This window comes from Bradyrhizobium sp. MI1.11 (assembly GCF_055811255.1).
The window spans coordinates 53,723-77,964 of sequence record NZ_JBVVPM010000033.1 but is presented as its reverse complement, the minus strand read 5'-3'; the positions used below and the strand labels follow the sequence as shown (position 1 = coordinate 77,964).

The window sequence follows — 24,242 nt, the reverse complement described above, 5'->3', positions numbered from 1 at the left end:
CCGGAGAGACTGACCGGCCTTACGCGATCGCCGAAGCGGCGGACCAGGTCGGCCAAGACCTTGTCGTTGCGGCCGGGGGGGGCCCCCCCCGGCCCCCCCCCCCCGGGGGGGCCACCGATCCCGTCAGGGCTTCGGCGGCGGATTCGACGGCGTGTACTGGGCCATCGGATCTTTCTTGGTGAGATCGCAGCCGGCATCACCGAGCCAATAGGGCTTGATGTCCTCCCAGACCTTGGGGAAGGAGATCGCGTGATTGGCGTCGACCTTCGCCAGATAGATCGTATGCGACATGTGCTGGCTCTCCGGGTCGATGCAAACCTTGCCTTCCGGCGCATCCATGCAGACATCGCCCATCGCGATCACCTTGCGGATGTCCTCGCGCTTGGTCGACTTCGCCCGCTCCACCATCTGCTTGTAGAGATAGACGGCGAGATAGGAGTTCTCGGCCTCCTGGTTCACGTAGGGCTCGCTGGGGAATTTCGCCTTGAACTTGGCGTAGAATTCCTTGCTCTTGGGCGAATCGATTTCCTCGATGTAGTTGGTGGTGACGTACATGTCCTTCAGGCTCGGCGGCTTGAAGCGCTTGTGCTCGTAACCTTGGCCGACGTTGACGGAGGACGCCATCGGCAGATTGACGTTGGCGGAGGCGGCCTGCTCGTAGTAGGAGGCCTGCGCGGTGCCGACCAGCAACGTGACCACGAAGTCCGGCTTGGCCTTCTGGATGTTCTGGACGCTCTGCGAGAACTGCGACACGCCGAGCGGGATGAACTCCTCGCCGGCCATCTTGCCGCCGTTCTCCTTGACGATCTTGCGCACCCATTCGGCCGATATCTGACCGAAATTGTAGTCAGCGGCGAGCGTGTAGACGTTCTTGCCGTACTTCTCCATCATGTAGGGAATAAGCGTCGAGAACTGCTGCTCCGGCACCGCGCCTGTCACGATCATGTGGCCGTCGCAGACGCCGCCTTCGTATTGGTTGTTGTAGAAGGCGAAACCGTTGAATTGGTCGACGATCGGACGATAAGCCTCGCGTGATGCCGAGGAGAAGCCCGCGAACACCACGTCGACCTTGTCGCGCTGGAGCACGCGCCGCATGAACTCCTGGTAGCGTGTGTTGTCGGATTGCGTGTCATAAGGAACGAGCTCCAGCGGCCGCCCCATGATGCCGCCGGATTTGTTGATCTCGTCGGCGGCGAGCTGGATGGCGTGGACCTTGCCGATGGTAGCGGCGGCGAAATCGCCCGACTGATCTTCCAGCACGCCGAGCTTGATCGGGTTTTCCGCCGCGAGCGCCTGATGTGAGCCGAAGACAAGCGTCCCCGTGAGGGCTGCGGCGCGCAGCCCCCGCAATACAGACTTGGTCATATTTGCTTCTCCTAGATGGCCTGCTTGTTGCCGCCTTGCAGCGAGATGCCGGTTGTGCGGCCGGACGTATCGGGCGGCTTCGCCCGCTTGCTCAGAAACTCCTCGCAATAGAGTTCCATGTTCTGCCGCGCGCGCATGCTGTCGCGGCGGAGCTGGGAATAGGCACCCTCCTCGTCGAGGCCGTCTTGCTGCATCAGCAGGATGACGGCCCGGATCACCGCGCGGCGCCCGCGGCGGCGCTCTTCGAGGCCCTGCAAGCGCTCGTACATTTCTGCACGCAGCAGGAACTGGTTGATGCCCATGAACAGTGACGTGTAGACGGCGCCGCCATGCACCGGCTTGCGCAGGAACGAGGTCGCCCCGAGGTTGACGAGCGCCTTGAGCCGGCTCGGCGCCTCGACGCCGACGAGGCCGATCACTGGTACCGGCGGCAGCCGCGAGGCCGGATTGACCTCGATCGCAACCGCACCTTCGAGATCGCCGTCGACGAACAGGATGTCGCGATCAGGCTGGAGACCGGCGATTTCGATCTGCGCGCGGCCCTCGACGATCTCCGGATATTCGGTCGAGACACCGAGCTTGGCCAGTGTAGTTTCGAGCGTGCTCTCCCACCCGCCTCGTCGGGTGACGACAATGGCCCGGCCACCTTTGAAATTCTGCAGCAATCGTGAGCTCATGATTGCACCACCTTCAACAGCGGAGAGCGCATTGCGCTCGCAAAGCGCGGCGACGACTGAACGAGATAGGGGTCGGGCGCGATCGGCTCGCGGGACTCCAACAGCACCTCGAACTGTCCGTTCGCGGACGAGCGGCCGATGCGCGGCGTGAGCCAGGCATGAAAGGTCTGCCGGTCGATGCGGACCTCGCCTTGCGGAGCGCGCAGCCGCTGATCAGCCACGGCGGAACGCACCGTGCGGGCGTCGTCGGTGCCGGCCTGCGCCAATGCCGCCGCGAGCAGTTTGACGGCGATGTAGGACGATTCAGCATCTGCCGAAGAGACCGGTCCGTCCGGGAAGGATTGCGCATAGGCCGCGATAAAGGCCGCATTCTCCGGCGAATTCAGGGACGAGAAGTAGACGCTCGAGGACAAATGTCCGTCGACCGCGTCCGGGCCGATCTCCGGCAATTCCGGTTCCGACAGCGTGCAGCTCGCGACCGGAATTTCCGCGGCCTGGTCGATGCCGTGCGCCCGGCAGGCGGCCCGGAATGCGCGGAAGAAGGCATAGGCACTGGTGCCGATCAAATTGTTGAACACGAAGTCGGGGCGCTGGTCGACGATCGCCGCGATCACCTGGTCGACTTCGGTATCGCCGACCGGGAGATAGCGCTCGGCGAGCACGGTGCCGCCTCGGGCGGTCAGCGCCTCGCGGAAGATGCGGTTGTTCTCCCAGGCCCAGATGTAGTTGGAGCCGACGCAGAAGGCGCGTGAGCCGACCCGGGACGCTAGATAGTCGACCAGCGGAAGCACGTGCTGGTTCGGCGCGGCGCCGGTGTAGATGACGTTGTCGGAGCTTTCGAAGCCCTCATAGTGCGACGGATACCACAACAGGCCGTCGAACTTCTCGAAGCAGGGTATCACCTCCTTGCGGCTCGACGAGGTGTAGCAGCCGACCACGTGCCGGACGCCGGAACCGAGGAGATCGAGGCTGAGCGAACGATAGCGCGCGAGGTCGCCGGACGGGTTGACCACCACCGGCTCAAGCGCGATGTCGTCCCGGCTCGCATTGACTTCCCTTAACGCGAGCAATGCGCCGTTGAGGATCGAACGTGCGACGACGCTGTAGGAGCCCGTCGTCGAGAACATCACGCCGATCCGATATTGTTTTCGCGTCATCACTCGATCCAAAAACAAAAAAAACGCCCACCGGCTGTGAAGCCGAGGGCGCCCTCGCCGCCAACCGAACACGCGACGAACGCGTGGTGTTGGAAATGGTTGAACTTACCGCGTTGACGGGCCATTTTGCCCTACGCTCGCCTAATACGGTCGTTGAGATCGGATACTATGTCAAGCGCGTTGTTGCAGCGAAAATTGCCGCACTTCGTGTCGACGTGTAGCAAAACTGTGCAGGGCTGCTCATGGCCGCCGTATGGGCCGACTGGCGGCGTGCAAACCTAATTGCCGCGCCGCCCAACCATCGCCTGCAGACGAGCATCGGTCTGTGCACGCAAGGCGGTCTATGGCGTCCGGGGCCCTCGAACATTCCCGCGCTTCCTGAGAGGAAATCGACGCAATCGTCGGTCAGTAGGAAGGATAAGGGGCGCTTGGCACCGGCTCGAAACAGGCTAGCGGATCTCGTTTACGTAGTGATGATGCGCAGTCGTGGCGCGGTGCTCACTCAGGAGTGCAAGCGTACCGGCTTGATCGTACGCCTCCTCGCGGATCACCAGAACAGCGTTCGGCGAAGCTAGCGCAAGTAGACGCCGATCCTCCTTGTCGGCGAGCTCTGCCAGAAGCTTCTCGCGTATCGCTGCAATGCGAATGCCGTAGGCGTCGAGCAGGTGGAGGTAGAGCAGCGCAGGCACCTTCTCCGCCTTGTGCGGGAAATCAGGCACGCGGCGCGCAATGAGCCGTATTCGCGAATGCATCACCGGCACGCGTCCAACACGTCGGATGCGATGAAGACAGAGCAGCGGCTCACCAACGGCTTCCGTGAAGAGCACCGCCTCCTCCGCATCTGCCGGCCGCAGCGTCACGGACAAGACTTCGGGCACGGAACGCTGGAGGCCGCCGTCTTCGCCATGAAGGCGGAAATACTGGAAGAAAAAGCGCAGACTGTGTTGCGGCGCGCGGCCGGTCACGACCGTCCCGGTCTTGCGCCGGCGCACCAGCATGCCGTCGGCCGTCAGGTCCGCGAGCGCTCGGCGGATGGTGCCGACCGCAACTCCGTATCGCGCAGCAAGCGCAACTTCACCGGGAAGCACCGTGCCCGGAGACAGTTCGCCCACCAGGATCGCCTCGGCGATCTGCCGCTTGACGTGCTCATACAAAGGAACCGGAAGGCTAGATGAGCCGCTCGCTGCTGCTTTTGCCTGTTTACCGGTCACGCCTGCCTCATTCTTCAGAATTGACAGCAATCGGCTTTGCCTATTTCTTTATAGAATATAGAAATGAGCCGCAGCAAATGGTTTCTGCACCGCCAGACCCAGAACAGGCCAGCCCGACGCTGGCAGACGGTTTCGCCGAGATCGAGCGCACGGTAGGACGTGCGGTCGACGATCTTGCGCGGATGGTGGCGATCGACACGACTTTCCCGCCTGGCGCAGGATACGAAGCGTTTGCCGGATTGATGGAGAGCACGGTTGCAACGCTCGACCTCGACTGCCAACGCGTCGATGTCCCCGAACATTTGTGGCGGGTGGCGGGCGGCCCAGCGCAAGGGCGCAGAACCAATCTCATCGCGCGCCGCCGCTCGGACAAACCGGTGCTCGGGCTGTATTTTCATGTCGACACCGTACCGGTAGCGCCCGGTTGGACCACCAATCCGTTCCAGTTGACGCGCGACGACGATCGCCTGATCGGCCTCGGCGCCGCCGACATGAAAGGCACCATCGCGGCGGTGCTGCTCGCGCTGCGCGCCGCCGACGCGATCGGTCTTCCACTCGGCCACGACCCGATGCTGCTCCTTTGCACCGACGAAGAAGCCGGACTCTATCCCGGCGTGCGTTATCTGGCGGAGCGGGGTCTGCTCGAAGGCCACATTCTGAACTTCAACGGTGCCGCAGCGCCGCGCATCTGGGCCGGCTGCTTTGGTCTCTTCACGCTACTGGTGCGCGTGCGCGGCAGGACGGTTCACGCAAGCGAAGCCAGAACCGCCGGCCTGAATGCCAACGCGATCGAGGCCGCACTACCGATACTCAATGCACTCGCAGCATTGAAACCAGACATCGCCGCGCGGACGTCCGCCCTGCCTGCGCCGCCGCATGCGACGCATCCGCTCGCAGCCCAGCTTGATATTTCCGCGGCCCATGGCGGCCAATGCGGCGGCCAGACTCCATCGCTCTTTGAAGTTCTCGTCTGTCGGCGTTATGCGCCGGAAGAAGACTTTCAGGCCGCGCGAGCCACAATCGAGAACGCCATCTTTGCGGCGGCCCCCGGGGCCGACGTCGACGTGGTTCTCACCGGCCACCTCATGCCGACATCCGATCCGACAGGCCCGCACTGGCCGCGCTGGCAGGAGGCGCTGTCGGCCGGGTTCGGATACGCACCGGACGATTTCGCCAAATGGGGTGCGACGGGCTGTTCTGATTTCGGCTGGGTACAACGGACCGGAATGCAGGAGATCCTGCTGACCGGCCTCGGCCGGCCGGAAAGCCGCGTTCACGCGCCCGGCGAATTTACCACGCGCGCCGACATCGTCGCGCTGGCGAAATCGGTCCTTGCCTATCTGTCCGCCGAATTCCGTTCCGATCTGTGTCCCGAAACACTCGCCGCCCGCTAGCTCAAGGAGCACGCATCTATGCTGTCCCTCACGCGCCGTCTTTTTCTTGCAGGAACCGCGATCAGCCTCGCCGGTCTACCCAGAATCGGCTTCGCCGAAGCCCCGAAGCGCGGCGGCGTGCTCCGGATGTCAGTCGACCAGGCCGCATCGGTCATCCATCCGATGCTGGCGCGCGTGAACCCGGAATATCTCGTCACCGAACTGCTCTACTCCAACCTCACCCGGCTGAAGCCGGACATGACCGTCGAGCCGGATCTCGCGATGTCCTGGGAGCCCAACGCGACGTTGACCGAGTGGACCTTCAAGCTGCGCCCGGGCGTGACGTTTCATGACGGTTCGCCGCTGACCGCCGACGATGTCGTCGCCACCATCAATGCCGTCCTCGATCCGAAGACGGCTTCGCCCGGCCGCACCAATGTCGGTCCGATCAAGGACGTCGCCGCGGTCGATCCGCTGACCGTCAAGTTCACGCTCACAGGCGCCTATGCCGACCTGCCGGTCGCACTCACCTATCTCAACGCACGCATCGTTCCGGCCAAGGTCGTCGCCGGCGACCTCGCGAGCCTCTCGACCACCGCCAACGGCACCGGCCCATTCAAGCTGGCATCCTACGAGCCCGATCGCCGGATCGTCGTCGAACGTAACCCCGCTTATTATGATCCGGCGCGGCCCTACCTCGACCGGATCGAGCTGCTGGTCTATCCGGACCGCACCGCCGAAGCGTCTGCAATGATCTCCGGTGAGATCGATCTGTTGCTCACGACCGCGCCGGGCGAATATGAGCGCCTCGCCAAGGCCAATGGCGTCAAGGCGCTGCGCACCCCATCCGGCCAGTTCCTGAACATCAACCTCGGATGCGACCAGAAGCCGTTCAACGACGTGCGCGTCCGCCAGGCCTTGGCCTTAGTGGTGGATCGCGAGGCAACCGTGGGCTTCGTCGCGGGCGGCTATGGCACGCCAGGCAACGACACGCCGTTGAGCTCCGCCTACCACTTCTACAAGAACATTCCGCTGAAGAAGCCCGACATCGCCAAGGCGAAGAAGCTACTGTCCGACGCGGGCTATCCCAACGGCATCGATTTGACGCTGGTCGCGTCCGACAGGCCGCCAACCCGCACGCAGCTTGGCGTCGCGATCCGCGAGATGGCGGCCGCGGCGGGCTTCCGCATCAACGTGCAGACCATGCCGCATGCCACCTATCTCGACCAGGTCTGGAAGAAAGGTAATTTCTACGTCGGCTTCTACAACATGCAGCCGACCGCCGACGCCGTCTTCAAGCTGCTCTACACATCCGACGCGGCCTGGAACGAGACCCACTGGAACAACGCGGACTTCGACGCCGTCATCAATACAGCCCGCGTCGAGACCGATGAAGCGAAGCGCACCGCGCTCTATGCGAAGGCACAGGACATGATGAACGCCGAGGTCCCCTCGGTGATTTCGGCGTTCTTCGACCTGCTAGCGGCACAACGGTCCTACGTCGAAGGATACGCTCTCCATCCACGCGGCTCGGTGTTCCGCCTCGACATGGTCTCGCTCGGCGCCGGCGCGCCGAAGCGCGCCTGACGCCGGAGACGCTCGGTGTCGCTGGCCTGGTTTGCGCGCCGTTTAATGCTGATGGTCTACACCGTCATCGTGGTCTCGATGCTGGTGTTCGCCATCACGCAGGTTTTGCCGGCGGATGCGGCCCAGTCGCTGCTCGGGGAAAATGCGACGCCCGAAGTGCTGGCCGCGCTCCGGGCGAAGCTCGGGCTCGGCGATCCGGCCTGGCTGCAATATGGGCGCTGGGCCCGCCACGTCTTCTCCGGCGATTTCGGCGTCTCGATGCGCACGAGCCTGCCGGTCGGCCCGGAAATGCTGGCGGCGCTGTCGCGCTCGCTGCTGCTTGCCGTATCAGCCATCCTGGCCACGCTGGCCATTGCCGTGCCGCTCGGCGTGGTCGCGGCGCTGCGGCAAGGCAGGCTCACCGACACGGCCGTCAGCCTCATTGCCTATCTCGGGGTCTCGCTTCCCGAATTCGTCACCGCGACGCTGCTTGCCCTGCTGCTGGCCGATACGTGGCATTGGCTGCCGGCCACCGGCTACGTCTCCCCACTCGAGGATTTCGGCGGCGGCATCCGTCATCTGGCGTTGCCGGTGCTCACTGTCTCGATGATCCTCGTCGCGCATGTCATGCGCATGATGCGCTCCGAGACGCTCGACGTGCTGAAATCGGACTATATCCGCGCCGCGCGCCTGAAGGGCCTGCCGGAACGCACGGTGCTGTTTCGTCACGCCCTGCGCAACGCGCTGTTGCCGGTCGTCACCATCATCGCGCTCGACGTCGGCTATTTGCTCGGCGGCATCATCGTGATCGAGGAGATCTTTGCCATTCCCGGCATCGGGCGCGCGCTGATGGTCGCCATCACCACGCGCGACCTGCCCTCGATCCAGGCGGGTGCGTTGATCATGGCCGCGACCTATGCCGTCACTAACACCGTGGCCGACATGGCCTATGCGTTTCTCGACCCGCGGATCCGCTATGACTGAGCTGTTCATCCGCCTGATGCGAAAACCACAGGGTTTTATCGGAATCGTGCTGCTGGCGCTGATCGCGGCCGTCTGCCTGTTCGGGCCCGCATTGGCGCCCTATGCGCCGGAGAAGATCGATTTTCTCGGCCGGTTTCGCGCACCCGGCTGGCAGAACTGGCTCGGCGCCGATCAATTCGGCCGCGACATCCTGAGCCGCCTGATGGTCGGCGCGCGTTCGACCGTGCCGCTCGCTTTCATCGCCACCTTTGTCGGCAGCGCCGCCGGGGCGACCATCGGCGTTGGCTCGGCCTATCTCGGCGGACGGACCGACGAAGCCATCATGCGCACGATCGACGCCGTGATGGCGATCCCGGGCCTGCTGATGGCCCTGTTGCTGGTCTCAACGCTCGGCAACGGCGCCAGCAATGCCGTCATTGCCATCGCGGTGGCCTTTGCGCCGGGCATGGCGCGGGTGACCCGCTCGGCCGCGCTCAACGTACGCAATCAGGACTATGTCAAGGCCGCCATCGCGCGTGGCGAGGGAGCGCCCTGGATCATCTTCCGCGAGATGTTGCCGAACGTCATGGCGCCGATCGTGATCGAATCCACCATCCGCGTGTCCTTCGCCGTCATGCTGTTCGCAACGCTGAGCTTTCTCGGCGTCGGCGCCCAACCGCCCGCATCCGAATGGGGGCTCATGGTGGCGGACGCACGCCAGTACATGCATCAGGCGCCGTGGGGGTTGATCGCGCCCTCGGCCGCGATCGCACTCACCGCCATTGCCTTCAACCTGGTCGGCGATGGTCTTCGCGACGCCCTCAATCCGAAGGACGAGCGGTGACCTCCGTACTTTCGATCCAGAATTATACGCTCGACTACAACACGTCCGCTGGACCGGTACGTGTGCTGCATGACATTTCGCTGCAGATCGGACCAGGCGAAGTGCTGGGCCTTGTCGGAGAATCCGGCTCCGGAAAGAGCTCGCTCGCCTGGGCGCTGATGCGCCATTTGCCGGGCAATGCCCGCGAAGTTGCCGGCTCGTTGCGCCTCGGCGACATCGACCTGCAACGATTGAGCCCACGCGAGCTCACCAGCATGCGCGGACGCCGGCTCGGCATGGTGTTTCAGGATCCCTCGACCTCACTCAACCCGACGCTCACCATCGGTCGTCAAATCACGGAAGCCTTGATCCAGCACCGCGGCCTCAAACCGCGCGACGCTGACGCGCTCGCCATCGATCTGCTTGGCCACGTCGATCTCAACAATCCTGCCGCGATCATGCGGCGCTACCCTCACGAGATCTCCGGCGGGGAAAAACAGCGCGTGATTATTGCCACTGCCTTCGGCTGCCGGCCCGACGTCATCCTGTTCGACGAGCCGACCACGGCACTCGACGTCATCACAGGCGCGCGCATCCTCGAACTGTTCGCGCGACTACGCCGGGAGACGGGCGTTGCCGCGCTCTATATTTCCCACGATCTGGCACTCGTGACGCGCGTCGCCGACCGGGTCGCAGTCCTGGAGCGCGGCCGCCTGGTCGAGCAGGCGCCGGCGGCCGACATCTTCCGCGCGCCGCGCCATGCCAACACGCGCGCACTTGTGGACGCCGTGCCTAGACCGGAACGTCGTCTTGTCCATGACAACCCGCGCGACCAAGTCCTTCTCGCGGCCTCCGAGATCGAGGTCCGATATGGCAGCGGCGGGCTGTTCCGCGACGCACCGCCCCCGGCCACAAAAAAGATCGGGCTTGAGGTTCGTGGCGGCGAGATCCTCGGTCTCGTCGGCGAGTCCGGCTCTGGCAAGTCTTCGATGGCGCGGGCCCTAACCGGGCTTGCGCACTTCTCAGGCAAGATCACCTTCGACGAGCACGAGATCCACGGTATACGCGACATGGACGCCGTTTACCGCCGCGACGTGCAGATCATCTTCCAACACCCCGATGCCTCGCTCAATCCGCGTCACAGGATCGATGAGATCCTGTCGCGTCCTCTCAAGCTCTACGGCGGCCATCTTGCGGATATTCCCCACCTGCTCGACCAGGTGCGCCTGCCCCAATCCTACGCCAACCGCTGGCCGCATCAGCTTTCGGGCGGCGAGAAGCAACGCGTCGCCATCGCACGGGCCTTTGCCGCACGGCCGAAGCTCGTGATCTGCGACGAAATCACCGCGCCGCTGGATGTCTCCGTACAAGCACAGATCATCGAATTGCTGCTGGCGTTGCGCGCCGCGACCGGAACCGCTTTTCTCTTCATCACCCACGATCTCAACCTCGTCCGTCAAATCGCCCACCGCATCGCCGTTATGCGCCGGGGCGAGATGGTCGACCTGTTGCCGGTCGAGGATTTCGACGCAGACCACGTTCATCCCTATACCCGCGAACTGATGGCCGCCTCGCCCATACCGGTCGGGTGACGACAAGGATTTCCCCATGGATCACGACACTCTTCTCGCCCGGATCGATGTGCCCGCCGCCGTCGACCTCCTGTCACGCATGGTGCAGCACAAGAGCTACTCCAAATCGGACGGCGAGAAGCAACTCGCAGCTTTCATGGCTGGCCGCATGCGCGAGATCGGCCTCGAGACCGAGCTCGCCGCCTTCGGCAGCGAGGGGCGCGTCAATGCCGTCGGCCGATGGAAGGGTGCGGGCGGCGGCAAGAGCCTGATGTTCAACGGCCATCTCGACACCAACCCGGTGACCGAGGGCTGGACCGTCGATCCCTGGGCAGGCAAGGTCGACGACGCCTTCATCTACGGCATCGGCGTTTCCAACATGAAGGCCGGCGACGCTGCCTACTTCTGCGCGGTCAAGACGCTGATCGACGCCGGCGTCAAACTCAGGGGTGACGTCATCCTCACCTACGTGGTGGGCGAGCTGCAAGGCGGCGTCGGCACCTACTCGCTGGTCGAGCAGGGACTTCGCGCCGACTATTTCATCAACTCCGAGCCGACCGACCTGAAGGCGATGACGATGCACGCCGCGGCCTTCATGTTCATCATCGAGCTGACCGGCGATACCCGTCATCTGTCCAAGCGCGAAGAGGCGGTCGACGCCATCACGGCGGCCTGTGACCTCATCCCGCGCCTCAATGCGATGAAGTTTTCCGGCGCGCTATCGCCTGAGCATGAACGGATCAACCGCGTCCATGTCGGCGTCGTCCACGGCGCACTCGGGCGCGAGCTGCACGAATGGCGTACCCCGCAGGTTGCGGACTTCGTGCGGATCAAGGGCTCGGGCCGCTATGCGCCGGGGCAGACCGAGGCCGGCGCGATGGCCGACATGCGTCGCGAGCTCGATGCGCTTGAAGCACGTTTTCCCGGCCTCAAGGCCGAGGTCATGTCGGAGGACCGCTCTGGCGTGCCGACCATGCCGCCGTTCGAGGTGGCGCGCACGAGCCCGATCGTGGAGGCCGTCAACCGCGCCTATCGCGCGGTGCGCGGAGAGGATCAGCCGACGGGAGCCGTAGCGCCGAGCTGCTTCTACGGCACCGACGCCGGGCATCTGCATTATTTCGGCGGGATGGAAGGCATCGTCTGCGGGCCCGGCGGCCGCTACAACACCATGCCCGACGAGCGGGTCGACATCGTCGACTTCGTCGACATGATCCGCATCTACATGCTCGCCATCCTGGAGATTTGCGCCTAGGCGCACTCGAAGGCCGCGTCGGACTCGACGAAGACTCCTACTGCATGCCGCTCTCCCGCTTCAGGCGCCTGTCGGCGCAACTGCCGGACGCGCGCTTTGTCGACGTCTCCGGGGTGATGGCCGAGCTCCGCGCCAGGAAGAGCGCACGAGAGATCGCCGTGCTTCGGCGCGCCGCTAGGATCGGGTGACCTCGGCATTGAAGCTGCTTTGAAGGCATCCGGCGAAGGCCGATCGGCCCGCGACGCGGCGGCGGCCGTCTATCAGGTGTTCATGCAGGAAGGCGCCGACGCGGCGCGCGCGGGTATCATTACCGCCGGTGTCGGCAACGCCTTTTTGCACGGCGGGCTGACCAGCGAGCGGCTCGCCAAGGGCGACATCTTGCATATGGAGCTGCTGCCCTATATCGCCGGCTACAGCGCCCGCCTGATGCGCTCGGCGGTGATCGGAGAGATCGCCCCCTCCCGATCGCAAATCGCCCGGCGCCTGATCAAAATCCAGGACCGGCAATTCAAAGCGATGAAGCCGGGAGCCAGCGCCGCCAGTGTCGACTCACTGGCGAGAGATGCCATGCTCGCCGATGGCCTGCGGCCGGACTATCCCAAGATCACAGGTTATTCGCTCGGCTGCGATCCGGCCCACACACCGCGCACGAGCGACTTCTCACGCGTCTTCCTGCCTACCGCGGACTGGACGCTGGAGGAAGGCATGGTGTTCCACATGTACGTATCCGCCGACGGCCTCGCGCTGAGCGAAACCGTACTGGTGACGGCGACCGGACATGAATGCCTGACGCGCGCACCGCGGCAGATTTTTCGGGTTTAAGTTGCGGGCCTGCAGCGTCGCAACAGCCGCTAACTCAGCTGTCGGAATGACGAATTGTCACTCGCCTGTAAGTCCTTGACTTAACAATGGTGGGCGCACCAGGGCTCGAACCTGGGACCCGCTGATTAAGAGTCAGTTGCTCCGATCCCAGGACGCCGCGTCGTTGATCAAGTAGGCAGCGGGCGTCCCGCCCGCTTCAGAAAGCTTGGCTCCCGTGGGCTGTCGCTAGATTTTTCTTGACCTTCCGGTGCACACGTCGTGCACACGCGGTCCACCAACTACTTGAAAAACCTGAGCTCTCGGTCCAATCCATCATGGGCGCCACAGAAAAGCGATAGTGTTGCGATTTCAATGATTTACCTTGTGCTTTCAATAGGATGAAGCATGAACGTGTGCACTCCAAACTAGCCGAATTTGCACACGTTTGTACCTGTTTTGACCTCTCAGTGCACACGTAGCGCACACGAATTGGGGAGTGCACACGGCCGTGGCCAGCTTCACGCAATTGTCTTCCGGGAACTGGCGCGTCCAGGTCCGCCGCAAGAACCGCTACGTGTCAGAGACTTTCCGCCGGCGCAAGGACGGCGAGGACTTGGGCGCTCGATATGGAGCGCAACATCGACCGCAGTGGATCACCAAAACCGAAGGCTGCTGTGCAGGCTCGAACGTTCGGCGACATCGTCGACCTTCACGTCGAGGATACCCTTGCAGCCATCCGCGACCTGCTCACTTCAACACTTGATGCAGCAGGACCTGAAGACACGGTCATTCTGAGTTTCGTAGGCCATGGTACCCATGACCATCGCCTAGTCACTCATGACACGCAATTTTCTGACCTACCCGCCACGACTCTCCCAATGGATGAGCTAGCCCGTCGATTCAAGGTCTCACGCGCAAAGGCCGTCATTTGTTTCCTCGATTGTTGCTTTAGTGGTGGCGCCCCGGCGCGCGTTTTCGAAGGTAGCCCAATTCCTCGCGACGCTGGGTCAGCCTTTGTGGAGATTACCGGTAATGGGCGCGTTCTATTCGCTGCGTGCGGTGTGACCGAAGAGGCGCTTGAGGATCCGATTTCTCAACATGGGCTTTTTACCCAAGCAATCATCCCGCTCCTTCAGGAGGGCGATATCGCAAACAGTGTTGTAAAGCTGGTTCATGACACTACCGTACGAGTGCGCGCGGATGCTGCGCGATTTGGATACGTGCAAACCCCAGTTATGTTTGGTCACGTTGAAGGGGAAATAGCGGTTCCGGTATTGCGGCCTGGCACCGAATACAATGCATTATTCCCGGACGCTTCGTCTGTTCAGGTAGGGATACTGTTGAAGAAGTAGCCGTTGAGGAAGCTCACATGCCTCGCGCGAATGATGGCAGCACGGCTCACCTACAACCCAAAACTGCGACTAATCCGCCGCACAAGCCTGCGCGCAGCGTCAGTATTTCGACCATAGGAAGAGCGCCTGATCGAGCTGCGAAAGAATGGTCAGCCCAAATAGCGCGATAGCAAAACCTCTAAACATGGTGGTGGACCGGGTTGCCCCGGCTCCGAGGGATTGGGGGAGCTGGGGCACGACTGCATTGCCCACTTTGGGGCCGTGTGCCGGGAACATTCGGTAATCGGCGAAGCGTTCCAACGCCGCACCGTCGCTAGCGGCCTCTGCCAGAGCCTCGGACGAAGTCAAGGGGAGGCTAAAGTTCGCGTGCCACAACTTCAAAGAGATGAACGGACTGGGGAAACTGGAAAACGCGTATGCCGCGATGGCGCTCGCGAACGGGACGGAGCGGTTTCGACAGTGATCAGTACGCTCCGCTCCGCTTCGAGCACGCGGGCCCGAAGACACTCCAGTTCGGACAATTGAGACGTAAGCTGTTCTAGACGCTCATGCAGCCGCACAATGGCGTCAGCCGCTGGACCGGGATATTCACGCATGTCGTGTAACCCCCAACCAAGCCTTCTAACAAGCTTGGATCATGGCCCGCCGGTGGACCAATCGGGAAAATGATGCAACGGAGACTGAAATCCGCCGACGTTGTTCCAGCATCCACATATGTGAATCGTATGTTGCTGTTGGAAGTTAATTCGGCGGAGTGCATCAGGTGCCGCGCGAAGGCGCAGCCGAACCGTCCGGTGGTGAGCGCCATTCCGCGGCGATGCAGGGCTTTACGTGGTCGACCTGTCCCGGCTCAGCGACCCGGCTCTTCTCGCTAGTGGTCCGAACAAGAGACGCGGCGCTGGCTGGGATTTCGTCCATTCCCGCGTCGCCTTCTCCGCGCCCGAACGAACTCGAAGACGAAGAGCCGCTAGTGTATGAAGAGCTCCTAGGCGAAGTGCGTCTCGAGGAAGACCGTCCTGTGCGAGTTGATCCCCATAAACGACCGGCTTCTTCGCTGGTGGTGAATCGCTCAGCTCGTAAAGGGGAACGACCTTGCCGCAGGATTCGCAATGTCCTGTGGCGTACTCGGCCTCGTCCGACTCTGCTTCATCGGCATCGCCTAGCTGTTCTTCCAAATCTTCGAATGTTTGAAAAGCTGGGTCTGGTTCGTACTCGATAAATCTCGCGCCGCCCCTCTTAGGCGTGTGGTAGCCGTATCCTCTGGCGCGAGGCACCTCTTCGAGCATGTCAGCGTAGGGTTTGTTCCACCAGAACATCATCGGCTCCTCCTTTGAGGAACGTCCGACTTTGAACACCGCAGCTTCGCTCAGGTAGACGCCCTTGTCTTGATTAGCTCCGCTAAGCTTTTCCGCCTCACGCATTGCTTCATCGAATCATCGAAGGTGCCAGCGTCCGTGTATTCCGCGTCTCCCGATAAGGGTGCGAGCGTTAAAATGAAGTAGCCCCGATTGGATGACCCGGCAGACATCAGTTCCTCAATTTCATTTTCTTGAGCGAATTACGTCCTTATGCCAAGATTCTGAGGTGACTGCAAAGACTGCCCGCGCCGGTGGCGGAACGCTTCAAGGCGCTGTATCCAGAACCGGACAGATAAGAAAGACTTTCCGACAGTGGCACAGGAAAAAGTTGCGGAAGCGCTTAAATCAATCTTCCACGGCATTACATAGCTGAAGCAGAATTTCTCAAACAGGCAATTTACGATAGATGGCCTAAACTATGCGCGCTTCCTCGAAATTGGCGTGGCGGGCCAACCCGACGACTACATTCTTTGGACAGGCGCGGACCTTCCCAACGCCTTTGCAGATCCCGCTTCGCAGCAGTTGGACGAACGCAACGACTTCCTCGTTGCCATCGACAGATCGTCCCACCACGGCCGATTGCACGACCTGATCGTGCGCATTCAGAACCGCCTCGACCTCGGCGGGGTAGACGTTGAACCCGGAGCGAATGATGAGTTCTTTGGTGCGGCCGGCGATGTAGAGATGGCCCTCACCGTTCACCCGGGCGAGATCCCCTGTGTTGAACCGGCCCTGGCTGTCGATCGCCGCCGCCGTCAGCTCCGGAGCACGATAGTAGCCTAGCATCACGTTGGGGCCGCGAACGTGCAGCTCGCCCACTTCGCCGATCGCAACCGTCCTGCCTTGCCGTCCACGATCCGGTGCTCGATACCGGGAAGAAAGGGGCCAACCGACTCGTCTGGAACAGGTCTGAGCGGACACCGGAGAGACCCGGTGAACATTCGGTAATGCCATAATTGTTCAGGAGCGGAATACCAAGCTCGTCCTCGATCTGGATGCCCTTGACCGCCTTGTATTCGAGCAAGCGCTGATACGTGGCCGGCAAGCCGAACAGGCTGGTAATCCCTTCCTCGGCGATGGCATGAGCGAGCGCAGCCGGATCGGCCTTGGCGATGACGTGCAAGGTGCTGCCGTGCATCAGCGTCGAAATCAGCAGAATGGAACAGCCGACGATGTGGGACATCGGCAGCACGCCGTAGATGCGGTCGGATGGACGATTTTGGCGAAGCAGTCCGGAAACTCGCCCGGCCACCAGCAGGTTGCAAGTGACCCGATCGTATTCTTCGATTATCGGTACGCCTACCGGCGCCCGGCCTAGATGAATGCACCGCGCGGTCCGGACGTTTCGCCTGAACTTCGATGGTATCCGGTCGTGACCATGCTGCAGATCGCCGTTGACATGGCGGTCGCAACCGGCACGCCCTTCGGTTATGGCCATGTCTACGCGCCAGAACACTATCCCGATGCATGGGTTGCGGTGGCCAATCTCCGAAATTGGCCGGCCGAGGCACTTGGGAGACTTAAGAGTCATCTCGGAAGGGCTGCGAACGTCTCTGCCGGCGCCTGCGGCGACAATCCCTACTTCGACAGGGAAAGATAATGGCCGCTCGCGTTGCGCTCAATGCCTCGGCACCGAGAATTAATCACTCGGCCATCTGCACCGCTTTTCACTTCGACAAGATCAAGTTGACCTCAGCTTTGTCAACGATATCGGCGAGTGCGAGGAATTCTTCGCTGATCGTTCAAGCTGTGGTGCAGGCGGGTTGGGTTTGCTGCTCCATCACACCTTCGATCTGCATCGCCCGCCAGCCATTCTGCAGTGGCGCACACATCCGCTTCTCTTTCGCCTGCCTCCGCCGCCTTTAGAGAGATTTTGTTTGATGTCCCGGTGCACACGACGCCAACTAACAAATGCTCTGAATTCTGAATGATGGTGGACATTAACAACGGATTGCTACCATAGAGTGGGATGAAGGCGACCGGAATCAAAGGCGGTGCGCGTCCGCTTTATGAGCCAATCAGCTCGTGGGCCGCACCGCATAGCAATCCGGTGCCCAGACCACACCTGAGCCGCAGAAGCCGTTCGCATTCGAGCCGGTCCGGACGGCCAGCAGAAGTTGTGGCGACGCATCGGGCAGCATATTTCGAGTTCGATACGCAGCTGAATTCGCCCGCCGGCTCGCGCGCGAACACGGTTGGTGTCCGGCTAGCGGCGCTTCGGCTTTCTCGCCGTCATCTGCCTGGCGCCGCAGCTTACGCTGGGCAGAAGCCCGCTTTTATGGCAGTGTCGATGTAGCCACAGAGCGCAACACAGTACCTCCTCGCCCGATATTGGTCACGCGGAGGCTTCGGGGTTGAACCCAGCGTTTTGGGTTGATGCGCATGGATAGCCGGTTCCAAGTGCTATGGGAGGACGATGACCGCATCTTTTGCCGGCCATTGCGTCCGGCTTCCGATGGCGCCTGCAGAACTGTATTGGCTGTACTTCCCAAGGCGAAACACGCTTCGTCCGGCCTCCTCGATCGTCTTGATCACGAGTTTGCGCTGAAAGACCAATTAGATGAGACTTGGGCAATGCGGCCGCTCGGGCTGGAGTGCGATGGTGACCGTCCAGTGCTGCTGCTCGAGGATCCTGGTGGCCAGCCGCTCGAACAGTTGCTTGGTGCGCCCATGGACATCGGACGCTTTCTGCAGCTCGCGATCGGCATCGCCGCAGCCCTGAACAAGGTGCACCAACGCGGCCTCGTCCACAAGGACGTGAAGCCGGCGCATATTATGGTGAACTGCGAGGACGGACGGGTCCGGTTCACCGGGTTCGGTATCGCCTCGCGCCTCGCCCGCGAGCGACGCGCCCCTGGGCCGCCGGAATTCATCGTGGGCACGCTGCCCTATATGGCTCCCGAACAGACCGGATGGATGAACCGGTCGATCGATTTCCGGAGTGACCTCTATTCACTTGGCGTTACGCTCTATCAGATGCTGACCGGCTCGTTGCCGTTCTCAGCGGCACATTCCATGGAGTGGGTGCATTGCCACATTGCGCGAAAGCCAGTGGCGCCCGGCGAGCGGGTAAGCACTGTACCGGCTGCAATCTCGACCATAGTCCTCAAGCTGCTCGCCAAATCCGCCGAGCAACGCTACCAGAGCGCTTCAGGCCTCGAACATGATCTACGCCGCTGCCTGATTGAATGGGAAACCGGAGGCCGCGTCGAAGAGTTCGCGCTCGCACAATACGACACGCCCGACCGACTGCGGATCCCTGAGAAGCTCTACGGACGGGACCGCGAGATTGAAGCCATGCTGGCCGCCTTTGACCGGATGATCAAGAGCGGCGCGCCGGAATTGATGCTGGTTACCGGCTATTCCGGCGTTGGTAAATCCTCGGTAGTCAATGAGCTCCATCGTCGCCTTGTTCCGTCCCACGGGCTGTTCGCATCAGGCAAGTTCGACCAGTACAAACGCGATATTCCCTATTCAACGGTAGTGGAGGCTTTTCAGAGTCTCGTGCGGTTCCTTCTGAGCAACAACGAAGCCGAGCTGACGCACTGGCGCCAAGCGCTTCGTGGTGCGCTGGGCGCCAATGGACGACTTGTTACCGATCTGATCCCTGAATTGCGGTTGATCATCGGAGAGCAGCCACCCGTCCCTGAGCTCCCTCCGCAGCAAGCACAGAACCGCTTCCGTCTCGTGCTCCGGCGCTTCATAGGGGTATTCGCACAGTCCGAGCATCCATTGGCGTTGTTCCTCGACGATCTCCAGTGGGTCGATGCCGCCACGCTCGATCTGATCGAGGACCTTTTAACCCGCTCCGAACTGCAATACCTGATGCTGATCGGCGCCTTTCGCGACAACGAGGTCACCGTCGCTCATCCATTGTGGTACAGGCTTGAGGCCATAAAGAGTGCTGGCGCTAACGTGCAGCAGATCATTCTAGCGCCGCTTGCCAGCTCACACATTTCGCGTTTGATTTCCGATGCTCTTCGCTGCGATTCGACGCGTGCCGCGCCACTCGCGAAGTTGATTCACGATAAGACGGCTGGCAACCCATTCTTTGTGATTCAATTCCTTCAGGCGCTTGCCGAAGAGGGATTGGTCCGCTTCGATCACGACGCACGGTGCTGGTGCTGGGATCTCGCTCGCATTCACGTCAAGGGCCACACCGACAATGTCGTGGATCTGATGATCGCAAAGCTGACCCGCCTGCCTGCCGAGACGCAGATCACGCTGCAGCGGCTGGCCTGTCTCGGCAACATCGCCGACACGAGGACAATTTCGATCGTCCTCGGTCGCTCCGAGCAGCGGGTACACGCGGATCTGTGGGAGGCCATTCGCCAGGAATTGGTCGAGCACCAGCCAGGAGTGTATCGGTTTGTCCACGATCGAGTGCACGAAGCCGCCTACTCGCTGATTGCGGATGATCAACGCGCGGCGCTGCATTTGCGAATCGGTCGGGAGCTGCTGGCGCAGACCCCCCGGGAGAAGTGGGAGAGGGCTATTTTCGAGATCGTCAACCAGCTCAACCGTGGCGAGCCCTTGATCACCTCGCGAGACGAACGCGAGCAACTCGCAGAGCTTAATCTGACAGCCAGCCTGCGCGCGTGGGGGGCGGCGGCCTACGCGGCATCGCTCAACTATGCCGCTGCCGGTGCCGCGTTGTTACCAGACGACTGCTGGGAGCAACGCCAGCAGCTTGCCTTTGCGTTCGAGTTGCATCGCGCCGAATGCGAGTTCGTGACTGGCTCGGTCCTGGAGGCAGAACAGCGCTTGCAGGAGCTGACGACGCGAACCGCGACCGCCGCCGACCTTGCTGTCGTCGCGCGGCGCCGGGTGGATCTGTACACGGCGCTCAGTGAGCCGGACCGCGCGGTTAGCGCCGGTCTCAGCTATCTGGAACAACTCGGGATTCGATGGGTAGTCCACCCAAGCGATGATGACGTCCGACGCGAATACGAGCACGTCCGATCTCGGCTCGGGAATCGGTCGGTCGAGGAGCTATTGGATCTGCCGTTGATGAGTGATGCACTCGCACTAGCGACCATAGATCTTTTGACGGCGCTCATGCCGCCGGCGTTTTTCACTGATGCGAACCTTCGCTCGCTGGTGGCCCTAAAAGCGGTGGAGATCAGCCTCGAGTGGGGGAACAACGATGCTTCATGCGTTCCTTACGTCATGTTCGGCGCCATTGCCGGCGCGCGCTTCGGCGACTATCAGGCGGGCCTTCGATTCAGCCGTATCGGCACTGAGCTGGTCGAGCGGCGCGGATTTTCGCGCGTGCACGCCAGGACCTACCTGAACTATGGCAACCTTGTCCTTTCATGGACCAAGCACCTCCAGCATGCCCGAGACGCCTTTCAGCGCGCATTTGAGGCCGCGAGCAGCAGTGGCGACGTCACGTTCGCGGCCTTCAGTTGCGCCAGCTTGAATACGAATTTCCTTGCGGCGGGCGATGCGCTTGCAGAAGCGCAGCGCGAAGCCGAGCACGGGTTGCAGTTGAGCAAGAAGGCGAAGTTTGCGTTGGTGGCCGACATCATAATGCCGCAGCTTGGGCTAATCCGTATGCTGCGCGGCCTGACGCGGCGTTTCGGCGCTCTGCACGACGACCCGTCCGACGAGCTTCGGTTCGAACGGAGTTTGGCCGCCGATCCGGCATTCGCGCTGCCCGAGAGCTGGTATTGGATCCGCAAGCTGCAAGCGTGCTTCTTTTCCGGCGACTATTCGCCGGCCGTCGACGCCGCATCGAAGGCGCGGAGACTGCCGTGGTCACCACCGCAGCTACTCGAGACGGTGGAATACGAGTTCTATGCAGCGCTATCGCACGCTGCATGCTGGAATTCGGCACACCCCGAACAACGTCAAGGGCACCTTGAGGCCTTGACTGGGCACCACACGCAGCTCGATTTGTGGGCACAGAATTGCCCGGAGAATTTCGCGGACCGCGCTATTCTAACGGGCGCCGAGATCGCCCGTCTCCAAGGCAGAGAACTGGACGCGGAGCGTCTCTATGAACAAGCCATCCGCTCCGCTCGCGACAACGGCTTCGTCCACCACGAGGCGATCGCTTATGAATTGGCCGCGCGGTTTTACGGCGCGCGTGGTTTCGAAGAATTTGCTGGCATCTATTTGCGGAGAGCGCGCGACTGCTATGTTCGTTGGGGGGCAGACGGTAAAGTGCGGCAACTTGAGGATATGCACCCGCACCTCAGGGAGGCGAGATCAGAGCCAGGCCCGATGAGCACGATTGGAGCGCCGATCGAGCATCTCGACCTCGCCACTGTCATCAAGGTGTCGGAAGCGGTGTCAGGTGAGATGGTGCTGGAGACGCTTATCGAGACGCTCATGCGCACTGCCATCGAACAAGCAGGGGCTGAACGCGGTCTGCTGATCCTGTCGCACGACACCGAGCCGCGCATTGAAGCGGAAGCCACGACAACCGGCGATAAAGTTACTGTTGAACTGCGCAATACAGCGGTGACCGCGGATCTCCTTCCCGTATCCGTTCTCCATTACGTACTGCGAACCAGAGAGTGCGCGGTTCTCGGGGATGCCACGGTCCAGCCTCCCTTTGCCACGGACCCCTACGTTAATCAGCGCAACGCTCGTTCCATTCTCTGCATGCCCCTGATCAACCGTGCGAAAGTTATCGGCGTGCTTTACCTCGAGAATACACTGACGCCCTACGTTGTTGCACCGGCGCGAATTGCGGTGCTGAAGCTGCTCGCCTCACAGGCAGCAATCGCGCTGGAAAATGCGGCTTTGTACCGCGATCTCGGAGAACGGGAAGCGAAAATCCGACGCCTTGTCGATGCCAACATCATCGGAATCATCATCTGGGAGCTTGAAGGTTCGATTCTGGAGGCCAACGATGCGTTTCTCAGCATCGTGGGATACGACCGTGAGGATCTCGTCTCGGGCCGCCTGCGCTGGACTGACCTGACGCCGCCTGAATGGCTCGACCGCCACGAGCGATGGTGGATCCCGGAACTAAAAAAGATGGGTAGCGTGCAGCCGTTCGAGAAAGAGTATTTCCGCAAGGACGGAAGCCGCGTGTCGGTGTTGATCGGCATGGCTGCGTTCGACGAACAACGAGACCAGGGCGTCTCCTTTGTCGTTGACCTGACGGAGCGCAAACGATCGGAAGTGGCTCTGCAGGAGAGCGAGGAGCGTTTCCGGACTCTCGTACAGTTCTCTTTCGACGTGTACTGGGAATCCGATGCGCGGCATCGTTTCATTCGCCAGGAATTCGCCGAAGGCATGGTCGACGCACCCGCGTCGGGCTCTGAACTTGGTAAGACGCGCTGGGAAGTGCCCTACTTGGAGCCCGACGAGGAGGCTTGGCGCAAGCATCGGGAGACGCTCGATGCCCACCTTCCGTTCCGCGATTTCGAGCTCGCGCGCCCTACGCCCGATGGCGGCAAGCGCTACGTGTCCGTCTCCGGGCTGCCGGTGCTCGACAAGTCCGGGCACTTCATCGGTTATCACGGCGTTGGACGGCACATCACCGAACAGAAGCGGGCCGCAGAGGCGCTGCGCGAGATACAGAAGGAGCTTGCGCACGCTAACCGCCTCGCCACCATGGGCGAACTCACGGCCTCGATCGCGCATGAAGTGAGCCAGCCGATTGCCGCGGCATCCATGAATGCCGGTGCGGCCGCGCGATTCCTGGAGAGAAATCCGCCGGATCTTGAGAGGGTCAGGGAATCACTGGACTGGCTTATGAACGATACCGCTCGGGCCAGCGACATCATCCAACGAATTCGCGATCTCGTCAAAAAAGCACCGCCCCGGAAGGATCGCTTGGACATCAATGAGGCGATCAGGGACGTTATTGAGCTTACCCGCGGCGAAGCGATGAAGAACGGCATCTCGGTGCAGACGGAATTTGCAGACAGCTTGCCGCTTGTCGAGGGCGACCGCGTCCAATTGCAACAAGTGGTTCTCAACCTGATTGTCAACGCTGTCCAGGCAATCGGCACGGTCGCGAATGGAGCCAACAAAGTGCTGATCACCACCGCGCAGGCTGCACCGAACGGTGTTCTCGTCGAGGTAAAGGACTCGGGACCGGGGATGAGCTCTGAAACCTTCGAGCACGCCTTCGCGCCCTTCTACACGACGAAGCCCAGCGGTTTGGGGGTGGGACTGTCGATCTGTCGTTCGATTATCGAAGCGCATGCCGGACGCTTGTGGGTGACGCGCAACCAGCCCCACGGCGCAATTTTTCACTTCACCGTACCGGCCCACCCTGCCGACGCTTCTTGATTGTGGCCGGATTGCCGGTTCCAACTTCGAGCACGCACCTCGCGCTTTGCGATCGAGAAGATCAAGTCGATCACAGCCCTGCCGATCCCGGCTGCCGCGGCGGGGATTAAATCACCAAGCTGTCGCAGAACGGTCGAGGGATCACGAGGCGACTGGGCAAAACAGGTTGTCCGTTTTGCCCGCCCTAGTATCCTATTCTACGACGAGCGCGTAGTCGGCCTGTACCGTTGAATCTGCACACCGTATCGCATTGCGCGAAGATGCAGAAATAAAGAAAAAGCATAAGTCGCACTGCTATCCGGGGCACGATCGCAAAAAACGTCGCACGAGATCCGCCTTTTTCTCGTCGACCCCATCCGTCTTGGCGCACCAGGGCTCGAACCTGGGACCCGCCGATTAAGAGGCGTATGATTTGCTTGGAAGATCAATGCCCATTCCGACAACTTCACCGCCAGACCTACATTGGACCTACCGTGGGTTTTCTCTTCGTCGGAATGACGGGTCTCAGTTTAACCAG

Annotated in this window: 17 protein-coding genes and 1 pseudogene; 11 read left to right on the top strand and 7 right to left on the bottom strand. The window is 61.7% G+C overall.

Annotated features, from left to right (window positions below; genetic code table 11):
• Window positions 1–123 precede the first annotated feature (123 nt).
• The 4 genes from AC0L30_RS28295 to AC0L30_RS28280 all read right to left on the bottom strand — a co-directional run bounded on the left by AC0L30_RS28295 (window position 124) and on the right by AC0L30_RS28280 (window position 4,410).
• Entirely contained in the window at window positions 124–1,365 is a 1,242-nt protein-coding gene (locus tag AC0L30_RS28295; RefSeq protein WP_473253989.1) for an urea ABC transporter substrate-binding protein, read from the bottom strand.
• Between the two features lie 11 nt (window positions 1,366–1,376).
• Window positions 1,377–2,042: an ANTAR domain-containing response regulator gene (locus AC0L30_RS28290; RefSeq protein WP_473405715.1), complete on the bottom strand. Its 666-nt coding sequence runs from the start codon at window positions 2,040–2,042 to the stop codon at window positions 1,377–1,379.
• A complete protein-coding gene (locus AC0L30_RS28285; RefSeq protein ID WP_473253991.1) occupies window positions 2,039–3,199 on the bottom strand; it encodes a transporter substrate-binding domain-containing protein in 1,161 nt (386 codons plus the stop codon). The genes AC0L30_RS28290 and AC0L30_RS28285 overlap by 4 nt, the downstream gene beginning before the upstream one ends.
• A gap of 449 nt (window positions 3,200–3,648) precedes the next feature.
• Window positions 3,649–4,410, bottom strand: a complete 762-nt coding sequence (locus AC0L30_RS28280; protein ID WP_473253992.1) for a GntR family transcriptional regulator — start codon at window positions 4,408–4,410, stop codon at window positions 3,649–3,651.
• 77 nt (window positions 4,411–4,487) lie between these two features.
• Between AC0L30_RS28280 and AC0L30_RS28275 the strand changes: the two genes are divergently transcribed.
• From AC0L30_RS28275 to AC0L30_RS28235, 9 genes are all read left to right on the top strand, one after another.
• Window positions 4,488–5,804 (top strand): M20 family metallopeptidase, encoded by a 1,317-nt coding sequence (locus AC0L30_RS28275; protein ID WP_473405718.1) that lies wholly within the window; start codon window positions 4,488–4,490, stop codon window positions 5,802–5,804.
• Window positions 5,805–5,822: 18 nt separating this feature from the next.
• Window positions 5,823–7,370, top strand: coding sequence for an ABC transporter substrate-binding protein (locus AC0L30_RS28270; RefSeq protein ID WP_473405714.1), 1,548 nt, complete (start codon window positions 5,823–5,825; stop codon window positions 7,368–7,370).
• A gap of 15 nt (window positions 7,371–7,385) precedes the next feature.
• Complete coding sequence (locus AC0L30_RS28265; RefSeq protein ID WP_473253995.1) at window positions 7,386–8,333, top strand: ABC transporter permease; 948 nt, start codon at window positions 7,386–7,388, stop codon at window positions 8,331–8,333.
• Window positions 8,326–9,156 carry an ABC transporter permease gene (locus AC0L30_RS28260; protein ID WP_473253996.1) on the top strand — a complete coding sequence of 277 codons (831 nt, stop codon included), beginning with the start codon at window positions 8,326–8,328 and terminating at the stop codon, window positions 9,154–9,156. The genes AC0L30_RS28265 and AC0L30_RS28260 overlap by 8 nt, the downstream gene beginning before the upstream one ends.
• The gene (gene nikE, locus AC0L30_RS28255) at window positions 9,153–10,727 is read left to right on the top strand and encodes a nickel ABC transporter ATP-binding protein NikE (RefSeq protein WP_473405713.1); all 1,575 of its coding nucleotides are present in this window, start codon (window positions 9,153–9,155) and stop codon (window positions 10,725–10,727) included. The genes AC0L30_RS28260 and nikE overlap by 4 nt, the downstream gene beginning before the upstream one ends.
• 16 nt (window positions 10,728–10,743) lie before the next feature.
• Window positions 10,744–11,958 (top strand): M20 family metallopeptidase, encoded by a 1,215-nt coding sequence (locus AC0L30_RS28250; RefSeq protein ID WP_473253999.1) that lies wholly within the window; start codon window positions 10,744–10,746, stop codon window positions 11,956–11,958.
• The gene (locus AC0L30_RS28245; protein ID WP_473254001.1) at window positions 11,949–12,146 is read left to right on the top strand and encodes an aminopeptidase P family N-terminal domain-containing protein; all 198 of its coding nucleotides are present in this window, start codon (window positions 11,949–11,951) and stop codon (window positions 12,144–12,146) included. Before AC0L30_RS28250 ends, AC0L30_RS28245 begins: the two co-directional genes overlap by 10 nt.
• A gap of 19 nt (window positions 12,147–12,165) precedes the next feature.
• On the top strand, window positions 12,166–12,780 hold the full coding sequence (locus AC0L30_RS28240; protein WP_473254002.1) for a M24 family metallopeptidase: 615 nt from the start codon (window positions 12,166–12,168) through the stop codon (window positions 12,778–12,780).
• 605 nt (window positions 12,781–13,385) lie between these two features.
• A complete protein-coding gene (locus AC0L30_RS28235) occupies window positions 13,386–14,111 on the top strand; it encodes a caspase family protein (RefSeq protein WP_473405712.1) in 726 nt (241 codons plus the stop codon).
• 827 nt (window positions 14,112–14,938) lie between these two features.
• Here AC0L30_RS28235 and AC0L30_RS28230 read toward each other — a convergent pair.
• From AC0L30_RS28230 to AC0L30_RS28220, 3 genes are all read right to left on the bottom strand, one after another.
• A complete protein-coding gene (locus AC0L30_RS28230) occupies window positions 14,939–15,532 on the bottom strand; it encodes a hypothetical protein (protein ID WP_473405711.1) in 594 nt (197 codons plus the stop codon).
• A 348-nt stretch (window positions 15,533–15,880) separates the two neighbouring features.
• Window positions 15,881–16,279, bottom strand: a complete 399-nt coding sequence (locus AC0L30_RS28225) for an AMP-binding enzyme (RefSeq protein ID WP_473405717.1) — start codon at window positions 16,277–16,279, stop codon at window positions 15,881–15,883.
• Window positions 16,161–16,652, bottom strand: a complete 492-nt coding sequence (locus AC0L30_RS28220) for an AMP-binding protein (RefSeq protein ID WP_473405710.1) — start codon at window positions 16,650–16,652, stop codon at window positions 16,161–16,163. The genes AC0L30_RS28225 and AC0L30_RS28220 overlap by 119 nt, the downstream gene beginning before the upstream one ends.
• Window positions 16,653–16,724: 72 nt before the next feature.
• Between AC0L30_RS28220 and AC0L30_RS28215 the strand changes: the two are divergent.
• Window positions 16,725–17,069 (top strand): annotated as a pseudogene (locus AC0L30_RS28215) (alpha/beta-hydrolase family protein); the annotation flags it as partial.
• A gap of 776 nt (window positions 17,070–17,845) precedes the next feature.
• Window positions 17,846–23,725 (top strand): AAA family ATPase, encoded by a 5,880-nt coding sequence (locus AC0L30_RS28210; protein ID WP_473405709.1) that lies wholly within the window; start codon window positions 17,846–17,848, stop codon window positions 23,723–23,725.
• The last annotated feature ends 517 nt before the right edge of the window (window positions 23,726–24,242 follow it).